The sequence below is a fragment of the Cryobacterium sp. M96 genome (assembly GCF_002929845.1).
GTDB classification, from domain to species: Bacteria; Actinomycetota; Actinomycetes; order Actinomycetales; family Microbacteriaceae; genus Cryobacterium; species Cryobacterium sandaracinum.
Genome location: NZ_PJJS01000053.1, coordinates 26,133 through 46,628, shown reverse-complemented (window position 1 = coordinate 46,628; position 20,496 = coordinate 26,133). Strand labels below are relative to the sequence as shown.

The 20,496-nt window shown below is 62.5% G+C and carries 20 protein-coding genes and 3 pseudogenes; 14 read left to right on the top strand and 9 right to left on the bottom strand.

Going from position 1 to position 20,496, the window contains the following annotated elements:
- Positions 1-8: 8 nt before the first annotated feature.
- Together CXY79_RS13235 and CXY79_RS13230 are read right to left on the bottom strand one after the other, a co-directional pair.
- Positions 9-803, bottom strand: a complete 795-nt coding sequence (locus tag CXY79_RS13235; RefSeq protein ID WP_104102350.1) for a hypothetical protein — start codon at positions 801-803, stop codon at positions 9-11.
- On the bottom strand, positions 796-1,779 hold the full coding sequence (locus CXY79_RS13230; protein ID WP_104102347.1) for an ABC transporter ATP-binding protein: 984 nt from the start codon (positions 1,777-1,779) through the stop codon (positions 796-798). The genes CXY79_RS13235 and CXY79_RS13230 overlap by 8 nt, the downstream gene beginning before the upstream one ends.
- 308 nt (positions 1,780-2,087) lie before the next feature.
- On the opposite strand from CXY79_RS13230, the gene CXY79_RS13225 reads away from it, so the two are divergent.
- Both CXY79_RS13225 and CXY79_RS13220 read left to right on the top strand, forming a co-directional pair.
- On the top strand, positions 2,088-2,471 hold the full coding sequence (locus tag CXY79_RS13225) for a hypothetical protein (RefSeq protein WP_104102341.1): 384 nt from the start codon (positions 2,088-2,090) through the stop codon (positions 2,469-2,471).
- Positions 2,471-3,202, top strand: coding sequence for an RES domain-containing protein (locus tag CXY79_RS13220; RefSeq protein WP_104102338.1), 732 nt, complete (start codon positions 2,471-2,473; stop codon positions 3,200-3,202). Before CXY79_RS13225 ends, CXY79_RS13220 begins: the two co-directional genes overlap by 1 nt.
- Before the next feature lie 156 nt (positions 3,203-3,358).
- Here the strand turns inward: CXY79_RS13220 and CXY79_RS13215 are convergent, their stop codons facing one another.
- Positions 3,359-3,886, bottom strand: coding sequence for a hypothetical protein (locus CXY79_RS13215; protein WP_104102336.1), 528 nt, complete (start codon positions 3,884-3,886; stop codon positions 3,359-3,361).
- Positions 3,887-4,531: 645 nt separating this feature from the next.
- Between CXY79_RS13215 and CXY79_RS13205 the strand changes: the two genes are divergently transcribed.
- From CXY79_RS13205 to CXY79_RS13195, 3 genes are all read left to right on the top strand, one after another.
- Complete coding sequence (locus tag CXY79_RS13205; RefSeq protein WP_146068146.1) at positions 4,532-5,248, top strand: hypothetical protein; 717 nt, start codon at positions 4,532-4,534, stop codon at positions 5,246-5,248.
- Positions 5,249-5,328: 80 nt separating this feature from the next.
- Positions 5,329-5,640 carry a hypothetical protein gene (locus tag CXY79_RS13200; RefSeq protein WP_146068145.1) on the top strand — a complete coding sequence of 104 codons (312 nt, stop codon included), beginning with the start codon at positions 5,329-5,331 and terminating at the stop codon, positions 5,638-5,640.
- A gap of 208 nt (positions 5,641-5,848) precedes the next feature.
- The gene (locus CXY79_RS13195) at positions 5,849-6,244 is read left to right on the top strand and encodes a hypothetical protein (RefSeq protein ID WP_146068144.1); all 396 of its coding nucleotides are present in this window, start codon (positions 5,849-5,851) and stop codon (positions 6,242-6,244) included.
- Between the two features lie 112 nt (positions 6,245-6,356).
- Here the strand turns inward: CXY79_RS13195 and istB are convergent, their stop codons facing one another.
- Positions 6,357-7,343: an IS21-like element helper ATPase IstB gene (gene istB, locus CXY79_RS13190; protein WP_369827987.1), complete on the bottom strand. Its 987-nt coding sequence runs from the start codon at positions 7,341-7,343 to the stop codon at positions 6,357-6,359.
- Complete coding sequence (gene istA, locus CXY79_RS13185; protein ID WP_104102323.1) at positions 7,340-8,578, bottom strand: IS21 family transposase; 1,239 nt, start codon at positions 8,576-8,578, stop codon at positions 7,340-7,342. The genes istB and istA overlap by 4 nt, the downstream gene beginning before the upstream one ends.
- A gap of 93 nt (positions 8,579-8,671) precedes the next feature.
- Here istA and CXY79_RS16770 point away from each other — a divergent pair.
- A pseudogene (locus CXY79_RS16770) lies at positions 8,672-9,250 on the top strand (sialidase family protein); the annotation flags it as partial.
- A 111-nt stretch (positions 9,251-9,361) separates the two neighbouring features.
- A complete protein-coding gene (locus CXY79_RS16765) occupies positions 9,362-10,012 on the top strand; it encodes a CBM35 domain-containing protein (RefSeq protein ID WP_255409044.1) in 651 nt (216 codons plus the stop codon).
- A 556-nt stretch (positions 10,013-10,568) separates the two neighbouring features.
- Here the strand turns inward: CXY79_RS16765 and CXY79_RS13175 are convergent.
- The gene (locus CXY79_RS13175) at positions 10,569-11,189 is read right to left on the bottom strand and encodes a recombinase family protein (protein ID WP_104102700.1); all 621 of its coding nucleotides are present in this window, start codon (positions 11,187-11,189) and stop codon (positions 10,569-10,571) included.
- A 31-nt stretch (positions 11,190-11,220) separates the two neighbouring features.
- Here CXY79_RS13175 and CXY79_RS13170 point away from each other — a divergent pair, with 31 nt between their 5' ends.
- The gene (locus CXY79_RS13170; protein ID WP_104102319.1) at positions 11,221-11,907 is read left to right on the top strand and encodes a sulfite exporter TauE/SafE family protein; all 687 of its coding nucleotides are present in this window, start codon (positions 11,221-11,223) and stop codon (positions 11,905-11,907) included.
- Positions 11,908-12,503: 596 nt separating this feature from the next.
- Positions 12,504-13,928, top strand: coding sequence for an alpha-amylase family protein (locus CXY79_RS13165; protein WP_233191475.1), 1,425 nt, complete (start codon positions 12,504-12,506; stop codon positions 13,926-13,928).
- Between the two features lie 673 nt (positions 13,929-14,601).
- Here the strand turns inward: CXY79_RS13165 and CXY79_RS13160 are convergent.
- The gene (locus CXY79_RS13160; protein ID WP_104102314.1) at positions 14,602-15,069 is read right to left on the bottom strand and encodes an SRPBCC family protein; all 468 of its coding nucleotides are present in this window, start codon (positions 15,067-15,069) and stop codon (positions 14,602-14,604) included.
- Positions 15,070-15,204: 135 nt separating this feature from the next.
- Between CXY79_RS13160 and CXY79_RS17030 the strand changes: the two genes are divergently transcribed.
- Both CXY79_RS17030 and CXY79_RS13150 read left to right on the top strand, forming a co-directional pair.
- Complete coding sequence (locus tag CXY79_RS17030; RefSeq protein ID WP_104102311.1) at positions 15,205-15,672, top strand: GNAT family N-acetyltransferase; 468 nt, start codon at positions 15,205-15,207, stop codon at positions 15,670-15,672.
- The gene (locus CXY79_RS13150; RefSeq protein ID WP_198411557.1) at positions 15,669-17,447 is read left to right on the top strand and encodes a molybdopterin-dependent oxidoreductase; all 1,779 of its coding nucleotides are present in this window, start codon (positions 15,669-15,671) and stop codon (positions 17,445-17,447) included. Before CXY79_RS17030 ends, CXY79_RS13150 begins: the two co-directional genes overlap by 4 nt.
- A 33-nt stretch (positions 17,448-17,480) precedes the next feature.
- On the opposite strand, the gene CXY79_RS13145 is transcribed toward CXY79_RS13150, so the two are convergent.
- Complete coding sequence (locus CXY79_RS13145; RefSeq protein ID WP_104102306.1) at positions 17,481-17,702, bottom strand: hypothetical protein; 222 nt, start codon at positions 17,700-17,702, stop codon at positions 17,481-17,483.
- A gap of 216 nt (positions 17,703-17,918) precedes the next feature.
- On the opposite strand from CXY79_RS13145, the pseudogene CXY79_RS13140 reads away from it, so the two are divergent.
- Together CXY79_RS13140 and CXY79_RS16065 are read left to right on the top strand one after the other, a co-directional pair.
- Positions 17,919-18,743 (top strand): annotated as a pseudogene (locus CXY79_RS13140) (IS30 family transposase); the annotation flags it as partial.
- 243 nt (positions 18,744-18,986) lie between these two features.
- Positions 18,987-19,148 carry a hypothetical protein gene (locus CXY79_RS16065; protein ID WP_158250296.1) on the top strand — a complete coding sequence of 54 codons (162 nt, stop codon included), beginning with the start codon at positions 18,987-18,989 and terminating at the stop codon, positions 19,146-19,148.
- 192 nt (positions 19,149-19,340) lie between these two features.
- Here the strand turns inward: CXY79_RS16065 and CXY79_RS16760 are convergent.
- A pseudogene (locus CXY79_RS16760) lies at positions 19,341-19,487 on the bottom strand (prolyl aminopeptidase); the annotation flags it as partial.
- A gap of 264 nt (positions 19,488-19,751) precedes the next feature.
- Between CXY79_RS16760 and CXY79_RS13130 the strand changes: the two are divergent.
- Complete coding sequence (locus tag CXY79_RS13130; RefSeq protein ID WP_104102298.1) at positions 19,752-20,489, top strand: hypothetical protein; 738 nt, start codon at positions 19,752-19,754, stop codon at positions 20,487-20,489.
- The last annotated feature ends 7 nt before the right edge of the window (positions 20,490-20,496 follow it).

Below are 20,496 nucleotides of genomic sequence, written 5' to 3'. Positions count from 1 at the left end.
CAATCGGACTATTCGGTTATCGGTCTGCGAATGAAGATCACAAGCCCGATGATGAGGCCGACCGCCGCGTAGATGCAGCCGATCAGAACGGCGCCCGCAAAAGACAGGTCATCGGTTCCACCCTGCGCCAGTGCGGTGAGAGTAGTTCCGGGCAGCCACTGGCCCGCGTCACTCGACGCGGTCTTGATGATCGTCTCGATGAGGAGAACCCACCCGACCCCCACCGAAATGGCGATCGCCGAGGAACGGCTCAGCAGGGCGAGCACGAGTCCGATGATTCCCCAGACCACGCTGGCGCTGAACGAAGTCAACCAGGCGCGTGCGATCTCGCTGACCAGGTCATCCATCCAGAAGTCAGTCGAGATTTCCGCGGCTTCCGCCGAGGGGAGCGCGGCCGCCAGGTTGACGACTACCGCCACCGTCGTTGCCAGGACCGTCCAGATCAGCAGGGCGCCTATCTTTCCGAGCAGCAGCCTCCAGCGGTGTGGCTGGGCGGCGGCAAGCAGGCGGATCAGGCCCGTGCTGTAGTCCGAGGCCGTTGCAATGGCCCAGAACGAGAGCGTGATCACTCCGAACATGCTGGCCGCCGAGGAGACTCCCGCGACGATTCCCGATGAACTCTCCAGAGTCGCCATGCTCGGGAAAGCGACTCCCGGACCTCCGCCGGGAGGTGCAGACCCGTTCGCTGCGATTGTGTAGATCACCGTGTTGATCAGCACGGCGAAGACCGCCATGAGGCCCAGCCACCCGAGCCAGATTCCCCGTCGGTTGAGGCGGGTGAGTTCGCTTCGTAGCTCACGCATTGGTGGCAGCTTTCTTTCGGGCGCCCTGAGAGGCAGCTACTGGGTTGCGGGTCGGTGCCGCCGTCATCTCGAGAAACACGTCCTCGAGGGATTCGTCGATCGGGGTCAGCCGGCTGAGCGTGATGCCGGCCTCGTGTGCAGCGCGATTGAGCGCCGCCGCGTCGGCGGCGGAGCCGTGCACGACGAGCGAGTCATCCTCGATCGACCACCCCGCCGCGGCAAGAGCAACGCGCAGCCGGTCGACATCAGCGGGATGCTCCGGGGCAACCTCGATGCGCGCGCCGGCCTTGTCGAGCAGCTCGCCCATCGGTCCCGAGAACATCAGCTCGCCGAAACGGATGATGACGAGATAATCGCATGCCGCCTGGATCTCGGCGAGCAGATGGGATGAGACCACCACCGTGCGCCCCTCAGCTGCCAGAGTCTTGAGCAACTGCCGAATCTCCACGATCCCAGCCGGGTCCAGGCCGTTGGTGGGCTCATCGAGGATCAGCAGGGCGGGGTCAGGCAGCAGCGCCGCGGCGATGCCGAGCCGCTGCTTCATCCCGAGAGAGAAGCGGCGAACGGATTCGTTTTCCCGACCCTCGAGACCCACGATGCGAATGACCTCGGCGACACGGGTCGTGGGCAAGCCGCGCAGACGAGCCAGCGACAGGAGATTCTTGCGAGCCGAGAGCCCCGGAACGAACGACGGTGCCTCGATGAGCGCTCCGACGTCGCCCGCGTAGCGGGCCGGTTTCGTGGTCGGGTGGCCGAGCACGGTGGCCTGGCCCGACGTGGGAGGAATGAGCCCGAGCAGGATGCGGATCAGAGTCGACTTGCCGGATCCGTTGGGGCCGAGGAGGCCGACCACACCGCCCCGGGGAAGAGTCACGGTGACCCGGTCAAGTGCAGTCAGGCTGCCGAACTGGCGCAGCAGGCCGTCAGTGGTGATGGAGGCTGCGGACGTATCCGTTTCGATAATTGATGTGAGCACTCACTCACATTAGACGGCAGAATCGCCCAGGGCAAGAGCGACTTCGCAGGACGGGCGTGAACATACGCAACGACTGACCCGTGGGGGCTGCCAAACGCCGGCCGAACTCGCCGTATCCCAGTGTGAATCGTGGGAGTTCGCGCTGTCTTCGACTTTCGCCAAAGCCGTTATCAGGGGAGCTCTATTCAGCACATTCTGCAATAGATGCACTTTAAATCTGACATAATGACCATTATCGGTCATATTGGGTGGGATTCGGGCTGGGATATCTAGTGTCACTGGTACTGGTATGGAGGTAGGCTATATACATGTCACTAACCACTCCCGGACTGCGGGCATACGAGATTTCCATTCGTTCGGATGTTGCTGAACTTGTCGGCCAGCTGCGCGAGATCCTGGGCGCCCAGCTGGTTGCTTATCTGGGTTCCGTCACGGAAACCCGCGCCGTACGGCAGTGGGCCGATGGCGTCCGAAAGCCACCGGCCGAGGTCACGCGCCGGCTGAGGCTCGCGTACCAGGTCGCCGGGCTGCTCACCGAGCGGGACCAGCCTCGTGTGGTTCAGGCCTGGTTCCAAGGGATGAACCCCCAGCTCGAAGACATCGCGCCGGCACGACTCATCCGCGAAGGCAATCCGGACGAAGTTGGCCCACGCGTGCTGGCCGCTGCTCGCGCGTTCGCCGCCGTCGGATAGTGGACAACACGCCGGACAGAGCCGATCGCATGGCCGTCCGCCCCGACCCCGGCGAGGTCTGGCGCATCGGGTACGGGCCGGCTCCCTGGAACTGGGTTGATTGGGCACACGCCATCAACGGCCGATTCAACGGGCGCTGGGACTCGCTCGACTCGGCCTACCGTACGATCTACGCGGGGTCGAGCCTGTTCGCCTGTCTCGTCGAAGTCCTCGCGCGCTTCCGCCCTGACCCGATACTCCAAACCGACATGGGCGGCATCCGCGTCGATGAAGCCGATGCCTCCCTCTATGCGTCCGTACCCGTCGGCATAGTCGACGAGTCCTGGCTCAGCGTCCGTCAGGCCTCCCGCGCAAACTTAAGCGGCAGATACTGCGACGTCGCAGACTCCGCAACGATCGCTGCACTTCGCCCCACTTTCGGCGCACTCACAGTTGGCTTTGGATTGGCTGATTTCGACTCGTCGGCACTTCAGAACAGCGAACCACGTGAGCTCACCCAGCGCGTCGGCCGCGAGATCTACGAGATGTCAAACGACGACGGACAGCCCTTGTTCGATGGCGTTCGGTTCCTTTCTCGACACGGCAACGATCTGGAACGGTGGACTATTTTTGAGCGGTCGACTGATGGCGCGTTCAGCGCGCAGCTGAGCAATATCGTTGTTGGTGACCTTCGCCCTGGTGACCCAGATGTGGAGGCAGCGATGCGGCTCCACGGTCTGAGCTGGGGATAACAGCAGCCCGCGCAGATCCAATTGCTGCCCCGTTTGACGCACGCGACTACGAATCCCTTCCGGGCGGGGTTTACGCGACGGCTCCTTCGGCACAAGTCCCCGGATCCTATTCGTGGCGCCGGCGTGTGGTCAAGGTCCCCTCTACGTGAAACTGCGTTATCCATTCCAATCGCGATCGATGAGAATCAGGGTCCGCCCTGAGCTGTCGGTCCCTGTGATTACCTCGGTAAAATATCGGCCGTGAGAGAAGGACATCACACCGTCGGTGGATACAAAACCAAGTCGCTCGAATCGCTCCATTCGGTACGCGTTGAACATTCCGGCCGGAACAGGCGGAAGCTCAGGTGGTTCAGCAGCCTCAGGCAACCGCACGAGCCCCCACTCAGATCCGGCGAAGAGAAATTTACCCGTTCCGGAATCAAGAACTTCGCTGTTATCAGGAAGGTCGAGTCGCCCTACGCCCTCGAGAAAAGACAACTTCAGGTCGACGCAGCTGTTCGGGTCATAGACCGCGCAAGTTCCCGTAGACGTTTCTTGCATGGGCCAGATGAAAGCTTTGACGGCGAACCAGCCAGCGAAAATCAGCATCACGCACACAGCAACAAGCATGATCACGGTGAACAGGGCCTTGCTTACCCGACCGGTGTGCCCTGGCAAAGCAGTTTGTTCAACGGCGTCGGGCATCAGGTCTCTAATGTTTCCCATCAAGCCACAGCATAGAGGTCGACAAGTCCGACGGATCGGCGAGTGCAGATAGCGCCTTACGGTGTCTCACAGAGTGGCGGCCGGACGACCAACCTTGATCGAGGGGCCCTGTCCATGCTGAAACGGAGCGGCGATACGATCAATTTCATGAGATCGCCTGCCCAGACCTGTTTCGCCGCTGTCCTTGTAGTGATTCTGGGAACCGTTATCACGGGATGTGCGACCCAACCTCAACCCGACAAGAGCACCCAGACCCCCTTGGCCAGCTGCGACAAAATTCTCCCGAAGAAATTGGCGCAGGATATCCTCGGGAGGTCCGGCACGGTCATGTGTGCCTCCGATGTCTGAAACTGCTCTCATCCAGCTCATGTCCACACCAGGCCGAAACGTTGCCCTTACGCAGTTCCTATTTCGCAGAGCCGACAGCGCAGGAACGAACGTGCCCGCACCGCACCCGCACACGGGCTCCGCCACTGTGAGCGCCCGCAGAGGGTTCCGCTACCGGGACGCTGGGGACTTACCAGACATAGCCGATGAGCGTGCGCTCATTCCGCCCAATAGGACTGTGTCTAGCGACCTCAGTAGATTCTATCTATGATAAGCACGACCGCGGAGGGCAGAGCCTTGACCGACCTTTATCTCGAAACCAAGTTCATATGGGACGTTGAGACAGTTGTCGACAAGGCAGCGACTGCGGCCACCCTGATGGACCTTCGGATTCACAAGCGAACTCCCAACGGCTTTGTCGCCGGTAGTCAATGGTGGGGCAGTTATGAACTGGCGATCCACGCGAACACGGTCTTTCGGACCAAGCTCACGGTGGGGGCGAGTACCTTGAAGATCGGCTTTCAGGACACGCTCAGGAAGCGGGCACAACTCTTCATCGACTTGGCGCGTGACCCACAGAACGCAGTCGGCCGGCGTGAGGGCGTAGAGATCGTTGAAAGAGCCCCCACCGTTGCCTATGGTGACTGGAAAGAGTTCGTTCCCGATGACGACAACTCGGACGTTGTGCAGACCCAGACGCTTGCAATGCAGGCGGACAGAGGGCGCCTAGCCATCGAATCTCTGCGCAAACGAGTGAAGAGTATGCGCGGCGTCGACTTGGGGACCGGCCAATGGGATCAGCTGAGTGAGATCACGGCCGAGGCCCTTTCAAGTGCGCCTGCCACTCTGCCGATCTACGTGGAAACGCCGCTGGACATCGAGCGCTGGTACGGATACCTGCAAGAGCAATGGGCACTGGCACCTGAGATGGTCGAGTCGTTGTCAGAGGCCATGAACGAGAACCGTCGGCTCAACGCCCAATGGTTTCAGGCGAACGGGCACGGCGGTCACTGAAGGGCGGATACCCCCGCAGAGGCATGCGCACACGCCCGATCACCCGGGGAGCACTGCACGTCGAGGTTCGAGGCGCCATCTTGCTTAACCCTGTCGACACCACCGAGCTCCTGGTGATCGTCCGCACCAGCTTCTTGGCCATTACCCCTCGGGCTCAGCATCCAATTGCCGTCTGCTTCGCTCTCGGCCACAGCAAAGCACGAATCATCAATTATGCGATCCTCATCGCCTTCTTTGGGGCGGTGTGGCTGGCATTCCCAGTTATTCGACACGATTTGGACAGCATTGCAACGGCCGTCAGCAGCCCAATCTTCTACGCGACAACCCTAATCGGAGGCGCGTCGGTCCTCCGCACATCAGCGCTCCTGGCAATACGCGCCTACCAAAACTGAGCACTCTAGGATCGCAATCGGGACTGCCCGCCGGCAATTCGCTATCCGTCGAACCGCGCCGAGACATCTGGAATCCGACTGGCGAACTGCCCGTGTGAGGTTCGGCTACGGGCTTTGACTCTGTAGGCCGGCGATTCCTTCGTTCCAGTCTTAAGGCGCTTACACGGTGTCTGGCAGCACGTAGTTTATTCAGTAGGGGGTACACGAAATGCAACTGCAAAGACCGGCTTTTCCCGTGCTCCTCGCCGTGACTGCGCGGTCTTGGATCCTCGGCATTTCGTCGATGGCCCTCATGGCCTTGGCTGGGCTGCAGCTCGCGTTCATCTCACATGCGGGCATCGGTGAATCCTGCTATCAGAATCCCGAGCTAAGCAATCTGGCTCTGCCCTCAGCAGGATGGACCGCGGACGGGGCACTTTCGTTCTTTCCCGTTGGAGTCCGATGCTCTTATTTCACGAGCGACCACGAACTCCTCCTGGTGCACACCCAGTCGAGCGTGTGGGACTGGGGAATCACCTTCGCCGCGATCCTCGGAGTCATTGGCGTTGCGCTCTTCCTGACCGCCCGGCTCGCCACTCGACGAACCTGGCACGCATCGCTCTAAAGACTCAGACCCAGACCGTCCCGATGGCGGTTCCCGTGCGGACCATGGACGGGGTCACCCGCCACCCGCCCGTCTCGCGCAACGAATGCTAGGAGACGCCCGGTCCCCGAGTTCAGCCGAGACTCAACGGCGGCGCATGAAGAGCGGGAGTATTGCCAGCGTGAGCATCGGAATGTAGAACGCCCACGTCAGCATCGGGACCAGGAGGAAAGTGAGGGGGAAGGAGAAGCCGCCCAAAACGAAACTCAGGGTCATCGCTGTCACGAGGAATACGGCCTGTTAACGCCGACCCAAAACAGGGCCAGTAGTGCCGTTTGAAAACAGGGCCACTGTGTGTGTTTCTACTATGCCGTACCGGGTCCGGCTGGTGGCTTCTGAGCCGGTAGCTGGTGCCTTTGAGGCTGATCACGTCGGCGTGGTGGACGATGCGGTCGATCATTGCGGAGGCGACGGTCGGGTCGCCGAAGACCTCGCCCCAGAGCCCGAATGACAGGTTGCTCGTCATGATCAGCGACGCGTGTTCGTAGCGGCTTGCGACGAGCTGGAAGAACAGGTTCGCAGCGTCCTGATCGAACGGGATGTAGCCGACTTCATCGCAGATCAGGACGCTGTAGCGGCGCAGCCGGGTCAGCTCCGCGGCGAGTTTCCCGCGGGAGTGGGCGTCTTGGAGGCGGGCGACCCAGCCCGTTGCGGTGTCGAAGAGGACGCGGTGGCCGTGTTTGGCGGCCTGAACGCCGAGTGCGACGGCGAGGTGTGTCTTGCCGGTGCCGGGTGGGCCGAGGAGGACGACGTTCTTCGCCTCAGTGACGAAGGTGCTCGTGCTCAGGTGCGCGATCAGGTTCCGGTCGGCGGAGGGTTGGTGATCGAAGTTGAAGTCCTCCAACGTCTTGTGCCCAGGGAACCGGGCGGCTTTGATCCGCAGCGCCGCACCTGACGCTTCCCGCTCAGAGACCTCGCGGGAGAGGACCGCGGCGAGGTATTCCTCGTGCGACCAGCCGGCGTCGCGGGCTTGGTCGCCCAGGCGCCGGAACGCGTCGCCGATCCTCGGGGCGCGCAGCGCGCGGGCGTAGTACTCGATCTGAGATGCGGTCGCGCTCATGCGATCAGGCTCAGATCAGTCAGGCCGCGACCGGTGTCAACACCAAACACGTCGTCGTAGGACGAGAGGCTGGCTGTCTCGACGAAAGCGACGTGAGCCTGGGGTCGTTGATGGCGGCGCAGCGTCTGAAACTGGCGGCGCAACACGGCCGCCTGGGCGACGTGGTCAGGGTCGGTGACGGTCAACTGCCTGGCCCACGCGCGGTCGTGGGAGGTGACGGTGACACCGTTGTGAGCGACGTGGATGCGCTCGAGGTCAGCGGTCACGTCCACGACCCGGCCGATCAAGGCCGGCGCGACGGAGTAGTCGTTCGAGTGCACCCGAACGTAGTAATCCCGGGGCAGCCGAACCGTGTTGCGGAACAAAACGTCTGGGACCACGGGTGAGAGTGGGCGCATCGCGGCCCGGTCCTGGGCGATCAGGTCGATCGGACTGGACCGCCGTGAGCGGGAGTACCGCGCGTTCGCGATCGGCAGCCAGGCCGCCATCTGTTCGTTGAAGTCCTGCGGTGAGGTGAAGTCGCGGCCCGGCATGAACGACGAGCGGAAGAACCGGTTGCGGCGCTCGACCATGCCCTTGGACTCCGGATCAAGCGCCTTGAGGAGCTTGATCTCGGTGCCCAGCGTCCCGGCGAACGCGGCCGCAGGCTCGGTGAGTTTGCCGCGGCCGATGCCGGTCTCGTTGTCCCAAAGCAGCCGTTTCGGCACCGCCTGCGCGGCTTGCAGCAGAGACCACATCCCGCCGAGCAGATCGGGTGTCTTCCGCGACGGCAACATCACCGCCTGGAAGAACCCGGAGAACCTCGACGTCATCACCAGCACCGGCGGCATGCCCTCTTGCCCGTGTCCCAGCGGCAACGGCTCGTGCGGGAACCACAAGTCGCACTGAACCTGCCGGCCCGGCTCGTGAACGAGGCGGTCCGCGGGATCCGGCGGGACATACTCCGGCCGGACGCCGGCGACCTTCTCGCGGAACACCGACGCGGACCCGGGCCAGCCGACGCGCTCGGCCAACGTCGACGCCGGCATCGACGGCGTCACGGCCAACAACGCCCGAACCTGCGGGGCGAACGCGTCGAAACTCGACCCGACAGCGGGCCGCTGGTACTTCGGCAGCCGGTCCGTTTCCAGCGCCCGCTCCACCGTCCCCCGCGAGACGCCGACGAGCCGCCCGATCTCCCGCTTCGAGTACTCACCCGTCGAAAACAGTTGGCGTATCTTCGCCCAATCGTCCATATTGATCACCTTCCATACTGGTCGGTGGTCCTGTTTTCAATCGGCGTTAATGGTCCTGTTTTCGGTCGGCGTTGACACACTAACAACGGAACCTCTTGGACCCGCATCGCGGCCGTCAAGCCGAGCACGCAGTTCCCGTCTCTCACCCGTACCTCCCAGCCGTCGCTGTACGAAACACCGGTTCAGCTGGGCACGATGCCGGCCGGAACCCTGCTCCTGTCGGGCATGATCATGCCCACCGATCGCTCGAGCAGCCGCCTGGTGATGTACAAGAGCCTCGACCACGGGGTGACCTGGTCGTTCGTGAGTACCGTTGACACCGGAGGGCCGGCCACGTACGACCCGAGCCCGACCTCCACCACCTCGACGGTTTGGGAGCCATCCGTCGCTGTCGACGCCAACGGGGGTCTGGTCACCTACTTCTCCGACGAGCGGCAGAAGGCCAACAACGTTTTGCAGGCGGTGAGCTACCGCCGGTCGACCGACGGCGGCCTCACCTGGGGCGGGGTGGTGAACGTTTCGGCGCCGACCAATTCGAGTGATCGCCCCGGCATGATCACTGTGACGCGGCTGCCCGATGGTCGCTACCTGGCCACCTTCGAAGTGGTTAACCGCCCGAGCCAGCAGAACAACACAGCTCCGGTGTATTTCAAGACGTCGCCGGATGGTTTGACCTGGTCACCGGAGACGAGCATCGGTACCAAGATCGTGCTCGCGAATGGGCGCGGCATCGGTTCGTCCCCCGAGGTACGTTGGGTGCCGACGGCTGGCACCGCCAACGGTATGATCGTGGTCTCGTCGAAGTGGGCGCTCGATGCGTCGGGCAACATCAGCGGAGGCCAGAACTTTGTCGTCAATCGCAACCTGGGCAGCGGGTCCTGGGAGCAATTGCCGTACGCAGTGACCTACGACTCTGCGGACACCGAGGGAGGAACGTTCAGCGGCTTCGCACAGGGCTTCGACAGCAGCGCCGATGCCAAGACGCTTTACCAGGCGACCAACGTCGAGAACCTGACGACTACGTATAACGACGTCCGGGTCGGGTCCATCCCGATCAACGCCCAACAGTACGAGGCCGAGTTGGCGTCGCTCACCGACACCAGCCTTGTCACACAGCCGGATGCTAAGGGCGGCTCCAAGGTTGGCAACATCAACAACGCCACCAGCATCGTGAAATTCACGGTGCAGGTGGCGACCGCCGGAAACTACACAATGAACGTGCGCTACGACAACGGCACGGGTGCCGCGAGCACGCACACCGTCAGTGTGAACGGAGGAGCGCTCTCGTCGGTGGCGTACCCGGCCACGCCCAACTGGGGTCGCTTCGGCTGGGCGCAGAAAACGATCGCTCTGGTGGCCGGCACCAACACGATCACCTTCACAAAGGGCACTGGCTTCGCCGAGCTGGACCAAATTCAGCTCTACCAGCCGTAGTTCCTGACTCCGTTGACGCGAACGGGTACCTAAGATCAGGCCGACGTCCTGCTCGAGCCAACGGCCACGAAAAATGTTCAGAAAGGCGGGCTGTGAAACCCAGGGTCGTCGGCCCCACCCATCGGGGTGGGGCCAGACAGCCGTCCCTGATTTCCTGCCGCTTTCTGGTGATACGACTCGGACGTGCCCAAAAATACCCGAGAGAGGTTTGCGAGCGATCGGTTCGTGTGCTTGATCGTTTAAAGGACTGCCTGTCACTGTGGCGGGGTGTCACGGCCAGACGACGAAGCCGAGCTGCTCGGCAGAAAACCTGCGGAAGCCGGTCGCTCAGGCACAAGCTGAGGCACGGGACGTGCGGCGGAACATCCACAATCGCGGTCACCTTATACGTCGGCTACTCTGCGCCGCTGAGCGCCATATCGTTGCGCGTGTGTTGAATTCCACAGAGGGCACCCCGTCAGCTACCGCGTCCAACCCTTAGGTGTGACGTGGTGGCAACTTCGAGAGTCGTCCACATGACCAGTTTACGAGGCCTACTTCAAACCGGGCAATAAGTTCACAACAAGGTCACGGTGCGAATAGAGCGGCTCGTCCTTGAGATTAAGCCGCTCTCGCGGGACGAGGAGGCTTGTTGGTGGCGGTAGAGAGTCGCTCGGCTCCAGCCCACGAGGTGGGCCGCGTCTTCAGTGGTGCGCCCCTTCGCTCGAGCGGCGGTTGCGATCGCGAGTTTGTCGGCGATGACGGCTGGGTCTGAAAAAGGCCGGCCGAAGCGGGTGCCGGATTGACGGGCGGTGGCGATGCCAGAGGTGACGCGCTCGACGATGAGTTCCCGTTCGTATTCGGCGAGAGTGGCCAGCATGTTTAGCATGAGCCGTCCGGTGGTGGTGGCTGGGTCGATGCCGTCCGAAATGGACCGCACATTCACGCCGCGCTCGCGCAGCAGAGTGACCGTATTCAGGACATCGATCAACGATCGTCCCAAGCGATCCACCCGCCACACCATGACAGTGTCATCAGGATCGGCATACTCGAGCAACTTCGTCATCCCCGGCCGCTCAATCGCGGTCTCACTCCCGGGCGGGATATCAGCGAACACATCTCGCTTCTGCACCCCGGCGGCGGCCAGCGCATCCAGCTGAAGTTCAGCCGCTGGCTCCGGGGCCTCACTGCACCTCATCAGCACCGACGGCGCCCCCACAGGCCTCGTTATGTTGACCCCGGCGCGAGCCGGAAGAGTTGGACGCCAGCCCAGCTCCTCGCCGACGTACTACGATCCAGCTAACCAATCAGCTCATCGTACTGGCCGCGATCGTGTTTTCGCATGTTGCGGCGAATGTCTAGTTAGTGCGATCACGCTGTGGTCCGACGTGAACATCCGTGTGGCGGCCCTGTTGCTGGTGACTTCCGCGATCGGGATCGTCCCCGGGACCCTGATCGCAAAGTCGCTGCCGGCCAGCTGGCTCGGTATCCTCATCGGCGGCGTGACGCTCGCTGCTCTGGCCGCGACGGTATTCCTGCGCAAAAGCAAGCTCTTCGTAGGAGCGCGGGGCACCGGAATCGCCGGCGCCCTGTCCGGATTCATGAACGTGACCGCAGTCGTGGGCGGGCCGCCAATCGCCATCTATGCCAACTCCACCAACTGGGAGTACAAAGAGTATCTGGCCACCGTCCAGCTTTACTTCGCCGGTCTGAACGTTCTGTCGCTGCTCGCACGGGGAGTGCCTGACCTCCCGACGGCAGGATGGGCGGTCGCGGTGGGAGCCGCGGTGGCAGGTCTCGTGATCGGAAACCTCCTCAGTTCAACCATCAACGAGTCGGTCGCGAAAAAGGCGGTCCTGGCCATCGCGGGTATCGGCTCCCTAGCAACAGTGGTCCAGGGCGTGTTGACTCTTTAGAACGACCGACGAAAGCCACGATCCCCGAACGTCAACGACATGATCCGCCCAATCGCTGTGATCGGCACCGGAACGTCTTTCCTGCGACCGCCTGATGCTGTCCACAATTTGGCGGGAAGAAAGAGGGCGTGGCGAGAGAGCGTCGCGGGCCCTGATTCCTCGCGGCGGGTGCTCCAGCATCCTGCGGAATGGTGATGCTCGCTGGGGTCTGGGGTTTCACTCGCTTCCCGTTGGCGCGGTCAATGGCCATGTAGGTGCCGGGTGTGGGATAGATGAAGCGCTGGAATCCGTCCTTGTCTGGTCGGCCTTTCGGCTTCATCGCCTCCGGACTCGTCTTTCGGGCGACTTCCGACGAGGGTGAGAGCACCCCTCGCCGGCGTTCCGGAAGGATTCCACCAGCCCTCGGGCGAGTATTAGGGGGCTGGCGCACAATAACTCGGCATGCGCTTGCACTATTGCAAGCGCTTGCAGTAGCGTGACCCGAGGGTGTAGTACCTCGTTTACCGAGTTCCGCTTCCGCGGCCCGCTCGCAATCGCCCGTTCCCAATGGAGCGCGTCGGCGTGGTTCGCTGGCGCGCGCGACAAGGAGTTTCATCGTGCGCAGATCAACCCGTCCGTTGTTTGCAGCGGTGGCCGGCCTGGCCCTAGTCCTGACCCTGAGCCTCGATGTAGGAGTGACAACGCCCCGGGCGGATGCGAGTCCGCCGGGTGCCAAGGACGTCACGGCGACGCTTTTCGAGTGGTCCTTCGCATCGGTCGCCCGGGCCTGCACGGATACCCTCGGTCCCAAGGGGTATGGATTCGTCGAGGTCTCGCCGGCCCAGGAACACATCCAGGGCTCGCAGTGGTGGACCTCCTACCAGCCGGTCAGCTACGAGATCGCCGGGCGACTCGGCAACGAGGCCGCCTTTTCGAGCATGGTCAGCACCTGCCACACCGCCGGTGTCAAGGTCGTGGCCGACGCGGTGATCAACCATATGAGTGCGGGTTCCGGCACGGGCACGGGGGGCACCGTCTACAGCAAGTACGACTACCCGGGCTACTACCAGAACCAGGACTTCCACTCCTGCCGGACCCCGATCACCAACTACAGCGACCGCTCCGACGTGCAGAACTGCGAGCTCGTCGGCCTCGCCGATCTCGACACGGCGAGCACCTACGTGCAGTCCACCATCGCGGCGTACCTCAACCACCTCAGCGCCCTCGGCGTCGATGGTTTCCGGATCGACGGCGCCAAGCACATGGCCGCGGCCGACCTCTCCGCCATCAAAGCAAAGCTGACCAACTCGAGCGTCTACTGGGCGCAGGAGGTCATCGCCGGCGGGAACGAGGCGGTCCAGCCGGGCGAATACACCTCGACCGGCGATGTCGACGAATTCCGTGGGGCCTTCGACCTCAAACGCATGTTCACCAGCGACAAGATCGCCTACCTGAACACATGGGGCGAGTCCTGGGGCTACCTCGCGAGTAACAAGGCGCGGGTCTTCGTGGACAACTGGGACACCGAGCGCAACGGCTCGACCCTCAGCTACAAGGACGGCAACACTTACACGCTCGCGAACATCTTCATGCTCGCCTGGCCCTACGGCTCGCCGAACGTGTACTCGGGCTATGAATTCAGCAACACGGATGCCGGCCCGCCGACTGGCGGAACGGTCAACGCCTGCTACAGCGACGGCTGGAAGTGCCAGCACGCCTGGCGGCAGATCGCGAACATGGTCGCCTTCCGCAATACCGTGACGGGCACCTCGGTGACGAACTGGTGGTCTAACGGCAACAACGCGATCGCCTTCGGTCGGGGGAGTGGGGGCTTCGTCGTGATCAACCACGAGGGTGGCGCGATCAGCCAGACGTTCAAGACCTCCCTGCCCGCAGGAAGCTACTGCGACGTCCAGCACGGCGACCCCGGCGCGGGCGGCTCCTGCTCGGGCCCAAGCTACTTCGTCGCCGCTGACGGAACCTTCACCGCTACCGTGGGCGCCGGCGACTCGATCGCCCTGCACGCCGGAGCCCGCACGTAAGGGGATAGCCAACGCCATAGCTAGGGCTTCCGCGGCCTCGATGACTGGCCAACACCGACGTGCATTCCGTCTCAACGTGGCGATCGCGATGTGCGTTGAGGGTCGCCCAGACCAGTTCGTCGCGGTCGTACGCGCCAAACACGCGAAAGCCCCGGTTCCAGAGGTCTTGAGTGGCATCGGCATCCAACAGCTCGTGCGGGGTGGCTGGCGTGAATGGGTAGTCGGCGTTGTTTGTCTTTTCCAGCTCATACAGATCGGCCGAGGAGGTCACAGTCAATTCGAAAACGCTGAGTCCGGCAGCCTGAACTCGCGAGAGCGCCAGGCGGAAGTTCGACAGATTTGGCGGATCCGCCAGTTCAAGCCGGGCACTCCAAGATCGGCCGACGACAGTGAACCCTCGTGCCTCCAAGCCCTCTCGCTGTGGATCAACGTCTCGCAACACCAACGATCACCGCAACGACGAGTGCCGAAGGTGCCACGTGGAAGGAAGGCGTCGCGGCGCTGGAGGCTCGTTTGCGTACTCCAGCGGGTGGGAGTAGCTCGTCGTGTGCTGCTGTCTCCCCAGCGGCCCTGTCGCTGCGACCTCCCGGCCGCACCGCTGGCAGCATCTGGCGAGGCGTACGCCGTGCAGACGGGGGTCTCGGCGTCCGGTCAGGACGTGAGCACCGTCCAGTCAAGCGCGGGCGTAGCGCGACGCGAGTTGGCGCAGGGTGGCTTCGATGCCGGCGGCGTTCTTCCGAGGAACGCCGAGCAACTCAAAGACCTTGCCCTGCACGGCTGGGACGGTGCTGTAGTCGAACGTCTCAGTGACGCGCGTAGACGTGAGCGTGAGTGGTGTGAGTTCCCAGCGCCACCGGTGGCCCGCTGGGTGACGCCATTCCAGAAGCCGACCGTCCTCGAAGCGCGTCACCGTGCTGGTAATGCGATACGGGATGCCGAACTGCTTCATCGCTACCGAGAATTGTGCGCCCTGGCTGAGCCGCCGCGGACCCGACACTGTGTCGCGGACGGTGCCCGAGCCGTCCAGCTCACCGTGACGGTGCGGATCAGCCACCAACGCGAAGACGTCGTCGGCCGAAGCCGGCACCTCGACAGTGCGCGCGACTTGGCGCGGTCCTTGCTCAACCTGTTCAACCGTCATGCTCGCTAGCCTAGGTCGTTCCCAACCGCCACTCCCCCGAAACTTCAGGACCTCGGTGACTTGGCGCCGAATCTGCGTTCGTCGAGGTCCGGCCTGCGGACAGCCCGCAGCTCAGTGTCGCCGAGATTGGGAACAATGGTCTTGATGACGAATTTAGATTTAGCGCCAGATGTTCGCCTTGCATTCTCACCTCTGTCTCCTGACGATCTCGAATCAGTTTTTGGCGTCTTCAGCGATCCCGACACGTGGCGGCACTTGCCCGTGGGTCGTCACAACACTCGAGAGCAGTCCAGAAGGATCGTCGACGACGCCATCAAGAGCCGGCGAGAACATGGCATTGGTCAATGGGCTGTTCGTGTGGGCGACCGGGGATCGGATGATGCGCTGAGAGCTGGCACGTTCGTCGGTACGGGTGGAGTGAACATGACTCCAGCGCCCGTCTGGAACCTCGGGTACCGTCTCTCCCCGGCGACGTGGGGGCGAGGTTTCGCGACGGAAATCGCCATTGCTGCGGTCGTTGCCGTCCGAGCACAAAGTGACTCGGTTGCGAGATCCCGTCAATCTGGTGCTGGCATTTTAGCGGTTGCTAAGCTCACGACATGATGTCCGGACTGGAAGATCAGAATGTTCCCGCCCCCGATCGTGGGCCGGGGGGGATGCGAAGCTTCCGTTCGGAGCTTGACAGCACGCACTACACCGCGGTCGACGAACACTGGGCAGGCGGTCTCCCAGCACAGTACGGTGTCGCTCCGCGGGTGCGAATTGGTAAGAGCAAGTGGTTCAACCTGTTGTGGTTGATTCCGATCGGCTTGGTGCTCCTGGTCATCGGCATCGCGGTAGCGAAGGGGATACGCGAGCTCCCTGCCGTGCAGGATTTCATTCAACAGTATCCGGGCGAGTCTGAGCTTCCGGAGAACGCGCCGGTGGGTTTCCCTGCATGGCTGGGCTGGCAGCACTTCCTGAATGCTTTTCTGATGATCTTCATCATCCGCTCCGGCGTCACAATCATCGCCGATCACCCGCGTTTGTACTGGTCCAGACACTCCACACCGGGTAAAGACTGGTTGCGTATGCAGAAGCCGGTGCCGAGTGATCCGCTGTATACGTCGAAGCAGGATTCGATCACCTTGCCGGACGGCGTCGGCTTGCCAGGGCGTCGTCACTCCATCGGGCTCGCCCGCTGGTGGCACCTCGGCGTTGACACGTTGTGGTTACTCAACGGAATCGTGTTCTACGTTCTGATCTTCGTCACCGGCCAGTGGATGCGCTTGGTCCCCATGAGTTGGGACGTCATCCCGCATTCCATTTCGGTCGCAATCCAATATCTGTCGCTGGACTGGCCGACGGAAAACGGCTGGGTCAACTACAACGGTCTGCAACTGATCGCCTACTTCATCACCGTGTTCATCGCCGCTCCGGCCGCTCTCATCACCGGGCTCGGGATGTCACCGGCGTTGTCGACCAAATTCCGGACCATCAGTTCGGTCTTCAGTATCCAGGTCGCACGATCACTCCATTTCTTGGTGCTCGCCTGGTTCGTCATGTTCATCATCATCCACGTGACCCTCGTGCTGACCACCGGCGCCCTCCGCAACCTCAACCACATGTACGCGTCACGGGACGACAGCTCCTGGGTCGGGTTTTTGATCTTCGCCGCCTCGATGGTGGTCATCATCGTCGGCTGGGTGGCGGCGACACCGTTCACGTACCGGCATCCGCGTGTGGTGCAGAAGGTGGGGTATGCGCTGATCGGTCCCGCGCAGCGGTTGTTCGAGCACATCGATTCGAAGCCGGGTCAGTACACGGAGAAAGATATCTCTCCCTATTTCTGGCATAACGGTAAGTTCCCGGAATCGGAGGAGTACAAGAAGCTCCAAGCTGGCACCTTCACGGATTACAAGCTGCAAATCGGTGGGCTCGTTGATAATCCGGTGGAGTTGGACCTTGAGCAATTACGGGCGCTGTCACACCACGAGCAAATCACGCAGCACTTTTGCATTCAGGGCTGGTCGGGTGTTGCGAAGTGGGGCGGCGTCTCAATGCAGACCATTCTTGACATCGCGAAGCCGAAGCCGGAAGCGAAGTGGGTGATTTTTTACTCCTTTGCGGTCGGTTCTGATGGTGGGATTTACTACGACGCTCAACCGATCGAGCAGATGAGTTACAAACTGACCATGCTGGCCTATGACATGAATGATGAAACGCTGTCGTTCGGTCACGGTGCTCCGCTGCGGTTGCGCAACGAGGTGCAGCTCGGTTTCAAGCTGGTCAAGTGGATTAAGGGCATCGAATTCGTCGAAGACTTCTCCGAGGTCGGCGGTGGTCTGGGTGGGTACGACAACGACCATGAGTTCTTCGGCTATCGGCAATCCATCTGACATCCCACGCACTGACCGACAGGTTGGAACAACTTACGATTGGAAGTCGGCTAGCCACAGGTCGGGGCCGAAGACTTCGTATTGGATGTCTTTTGCGGGTACGCCGCGGGCGATTAGCGCGCTGCGGACGGATTGCATGAAGACCAGCGGGCCGCACAGGTAGTATTCGGCGTCCGTGGGCAGTTCGATGGTGCTGACGTCCATGAATCCGGCGAGTTCGCCGTCGATAGTCTGCGTGGATTTCGTGGGTTCCACATACCAGGTGATCAGGGATGCGTCGGGAAATTTGCCAAGTCTGCCCTGATTTGGTTACGCAAGGCAAAGGTGTTTGCTGAGTTGCCAGCGTGGAGAAAAGCCACCTTTCGTTGGCTGCCGGTCATCACAAGGTGGGAGAGCATGCCCGCCATGGGCGTGACGCCGATTCCAGCGCTGGCGAGAACCACCGGCCGGCCGGTGAACTCCAGGACCACATCGCGGCCAAGAGCCCGAAAGCTGGACGGGTTAGCGTTACGGGAACAAGTCGCCGTGATGCTCACCGATCGGTTCAGCCCGGAATAGGTCGCGGGCCGACTGAAAGTCGAACATCCGGAGAATCCGGAGATGCAGGTGTCACACGAGACGATCCACCAGGCCCTCTACGTGCAGGGCCGCGGATCGTTGCGCTTGAAAGTTGCCACCGCGTTGCGGTCAGGGCGTGTCACACGGCGCCCGCAGCGGTCGGAGGGTCCGCGGCCGCAGAGGTTCCGGGAGATGGTGATGATCTCCGACCGGCCGCCGGAGATCGAGGACCGCGCCGTTCCCGGGCATTGGGAGGGCGACCTGATCATCGGCTCGACCTCGTCGAAGTCCGCGATCGGAACCCTTCTCGAACGGACTACGGGATACGTGATGCTGCTGCATTTGCCCGGGGATCACACCGCTCGCACCGTGGCCGACGCGATGATCGTGGCAATGAATACCCTCCCCGAACAGCTGCGCCGTTCGACCACCTGGGATCAGGGAGCGGAGATGTCTCGACACCAGGAAATCACGATGGCGACCGGGATGCCGATCTACTTTTGCGCTCCGCACTCGCCCTGGCAGCGTGGCAGCAACGAGAACACCAACGGGCTCTTGCGCGAGTACTTTCCAAAAGGCACAGACCTGTCCTTTCACGGGCCCGGGATCCTCGAGAACGTCGCTGCGGAACTCAACCGCCGGCCCCGCAAACGCCACGGCTACCGAACGCCCGCAGAGGTCCTCGCCACGCTAACCTCGAACCCAACCAATCAAACCGGTGTTGCAGACACCACTTGAATCCGCCCGATATGAGGCGCCTAGGTTAAGTGACACACTAGATCGCGCAGGAGTGGTTCACTCCTAAGTGAAAATATCCAGCGATCAGAGCGACCTTGGATGCGAACCGCTTCAAGACCGCCCGCTTAGTGTTCCGGCCTCATATCCTGCGGTGCATGGGATCTCCGTAACGCTCGGTCGTCTCGTTGTTGCACTGGTGTCCACTTGCACGGATCACGTGGAGGGTTACATCTGGTCCGGCCTGTGCCAGCACCTGGGCACGTCGACGGGCCCGCCGAGGTCGAGCTGGCCGTGGAGCAAGACGCCGGGGATTCCGGCGAGACGGTCATCATTACGCAGCAGTTGGTCTTCCTCGAGCCGGGCCCCGTACGTGAAGTAGTGCGTCACGATGCGGGCGAACTGTAGCTGGAATGTGGGTCGGTGAAGCGAGGGCTGGGTGCCGAGCCGTGTTCGAGCGAGACGGCGGCGTCTCCCCAGTCGCACCAGCGCTGCGCTGCGTATCACTGTGGCGTCGTCGCTGTGGTTGAGTAGGCGGTCGTAGGCGGCGACGCGGTCACCGTCGCGCTCGGAGGCGGGGACTCCCTCGTGGAAGCGCTGTCATTTCTCGGGCAGGTAGCGGCCGGTCTCGTGGCGGAGCCAGCGCACGTCGCTGCGCTGGGTCATGGTGACGGAGACCAGGACTAGGGTGCGCACGTGCTGCGGGTAGCACTCGGCATAGGTGAGGGCCAGTGTGCAGCCCCAGGATCCGCCCCAGAGTCACAGCTCGGAACGGTGGAGAACCGAGGGTGGCTTGTGGCCTATTCAAATACCCGACGCTAAGTGTTTGTGGCGTTCGGCAGCGATCGTTCGCACGACATGCCCAGAAGTGGAGGAGCGCGTGTCACTTACCGTGTAAGCACCAAGGTAATGAATGCGACTCTGAGCGATACGTCATCCCGAGGCACCCATCGAGTCCACCTCGCCAAATCGATCTCGGTCGTGCTTGCGGCACTGACCTAGGGTGGACGCATGGACGCTGACATCAACTTCTACTTCGACCCGGTCTGCCCCTTCGCCTGGATGACGAGCAAGTGGGTGCGGCAGGTGCAGGAGCAACGCGACTACACCGTGGACTGGCGGTTCATCTCGTTACGCCTGATCAATGCCCAGGTCGACTACGACACGCACTTCCCTTCCGAGTACGAAGCTGGACACACCGCCGGACTCAGGCTCCTGCGGGTAGCCGCCCGCGCGCGAGCGGAGCACGGCCGCGAGGCGATGGCGCCGCTATACGCCGCCTTCGGGACCCACATCTTCGACACCGCCCCCGGCCCGGACAACCATCGGACCGAGGGTGAGGTGCGTGAGCTCCGCGGGACGCGTGAGTTTGCGGAGCCGATCCTCGCCGAGGCGGGCCTACCGCCCGAGCTGGCGGAAGCTCTCGACGACGAGTCATGGGACATCGAGATCCAGCAGGAGACGGACGAGGCACTCTCGCTGACGGGAAAAGACGTGGGCACGCCCATCATCCACTTCGAGCCGCCCGCCGGTGCGGCCTTCTTCGGGCCGGTGATCAGCCGGCTGCCACACGAGGACTCGGCGGTCGAGTTGTGGGACCACGTGGTCGGGCTGGCCCGCTTCCCGGGTTTTGCCGAACTCAAGCGCAGCCTGCGCGAGCAGCCACAGCTGGCCGCGTTCGGAGTCGACGCGGACACGGTCGGAAAGCAAGAAGACTGGCACGGCGGCAGCCGGCGGCAGCAGAAATGACCCCCTC

Bases quoted from the DNA above. Each gene is read 5' to 3' on its own strand.
- CXY79_RS13235 (WP_104102350.1), bottom strand. From the start codon at position 803: ATGCGTGAGCTACGAAGCGAACTCACCCGCCTCAACCGACGGGGAATC.
- CXY79_RS13225 (WP_104102341.1), top strand. From the start codon at position 2,088: ATGTCACTAACCACTCCCGGACTGCGGGCATACGAGATTTCCATTCGT.
- CXY79_RS13215 (WP_104102336.1), bottom strand. From the start codon at position 3,886: ATGCCCGACGCCGTTGAACAAACTGCTTTGCCAGGGCACACCGGTCGG.
- CXY79_RS13195 (WP_146068144.1), top strand. From the start codon at position 5,849: ATGCAACTGCAAAGACCGGCTTTTCCCGTGCTCCTCGCCGTGACTGCG.
- istB (WP_369827987.1), bottom strand. From the start codon at position 7,343: ATGAGCGCGACCGCATCTCAGATCGAGTACTACGCCCGCGCGCTGCGC.
- istA (WP_104102323.1), bottom strand. From the start codon at position 8,578: ATGGACGATTGGGCGAAGATACGCCAACTGTTTTCGACGGGTGAGTAC.
- CXY79_RS16765 (WP_255409044.1), top strand. From the start codon at position 9,362: ATGATCGTGGTCTCGTCGAAGTGGGCGCTCGATGCGTCGGGCAACATC.
- CXY79_RS13175 (WP_104102700.1), bottom strand. From the start codon at position 11,189: ATGAGGTGCAGTGAGGCCCCGGAGCCAGCGGCTGAACTTCAGCTGGAT.
- CXY79_RS13170 (WP_104102319.1), top strand. From the start codon at position 11,221: ATGTTGACCCCGGCGCGAGCCGGAAGAGTTGGACGCCAGCCCAGCTCC.
- CXY79_RS13160 (WP_104102314.1), bottom strand. From the start codon at position 15,069: ATGACGGTTGAACAGGTTGAGCAAGGACCGCGCCAAGTCGCGCGCACT.
- CXY79_RS17030 (WP_104102311.1), top strand. From the start codon at position 15,205: ATGGTCTTGATGACGAATTTAGATTTAGCGCCAGATGTTCGCCTTGCA.
- CXY79_RS13150 (WP_198411557.1), top strand. From the start codon at position 15,669: ATGATGTCCGGACTGGAAGATCAGAATGTTCCCGCCCCCGATCGTGGG.
- CXY79_RS13130 (WP_104102298.1), top strand. From the start codon at position 19,752: ATGGACGCTGACATCAACTTCTACTTCGACCCGGTCTGCCCCTTCGCC.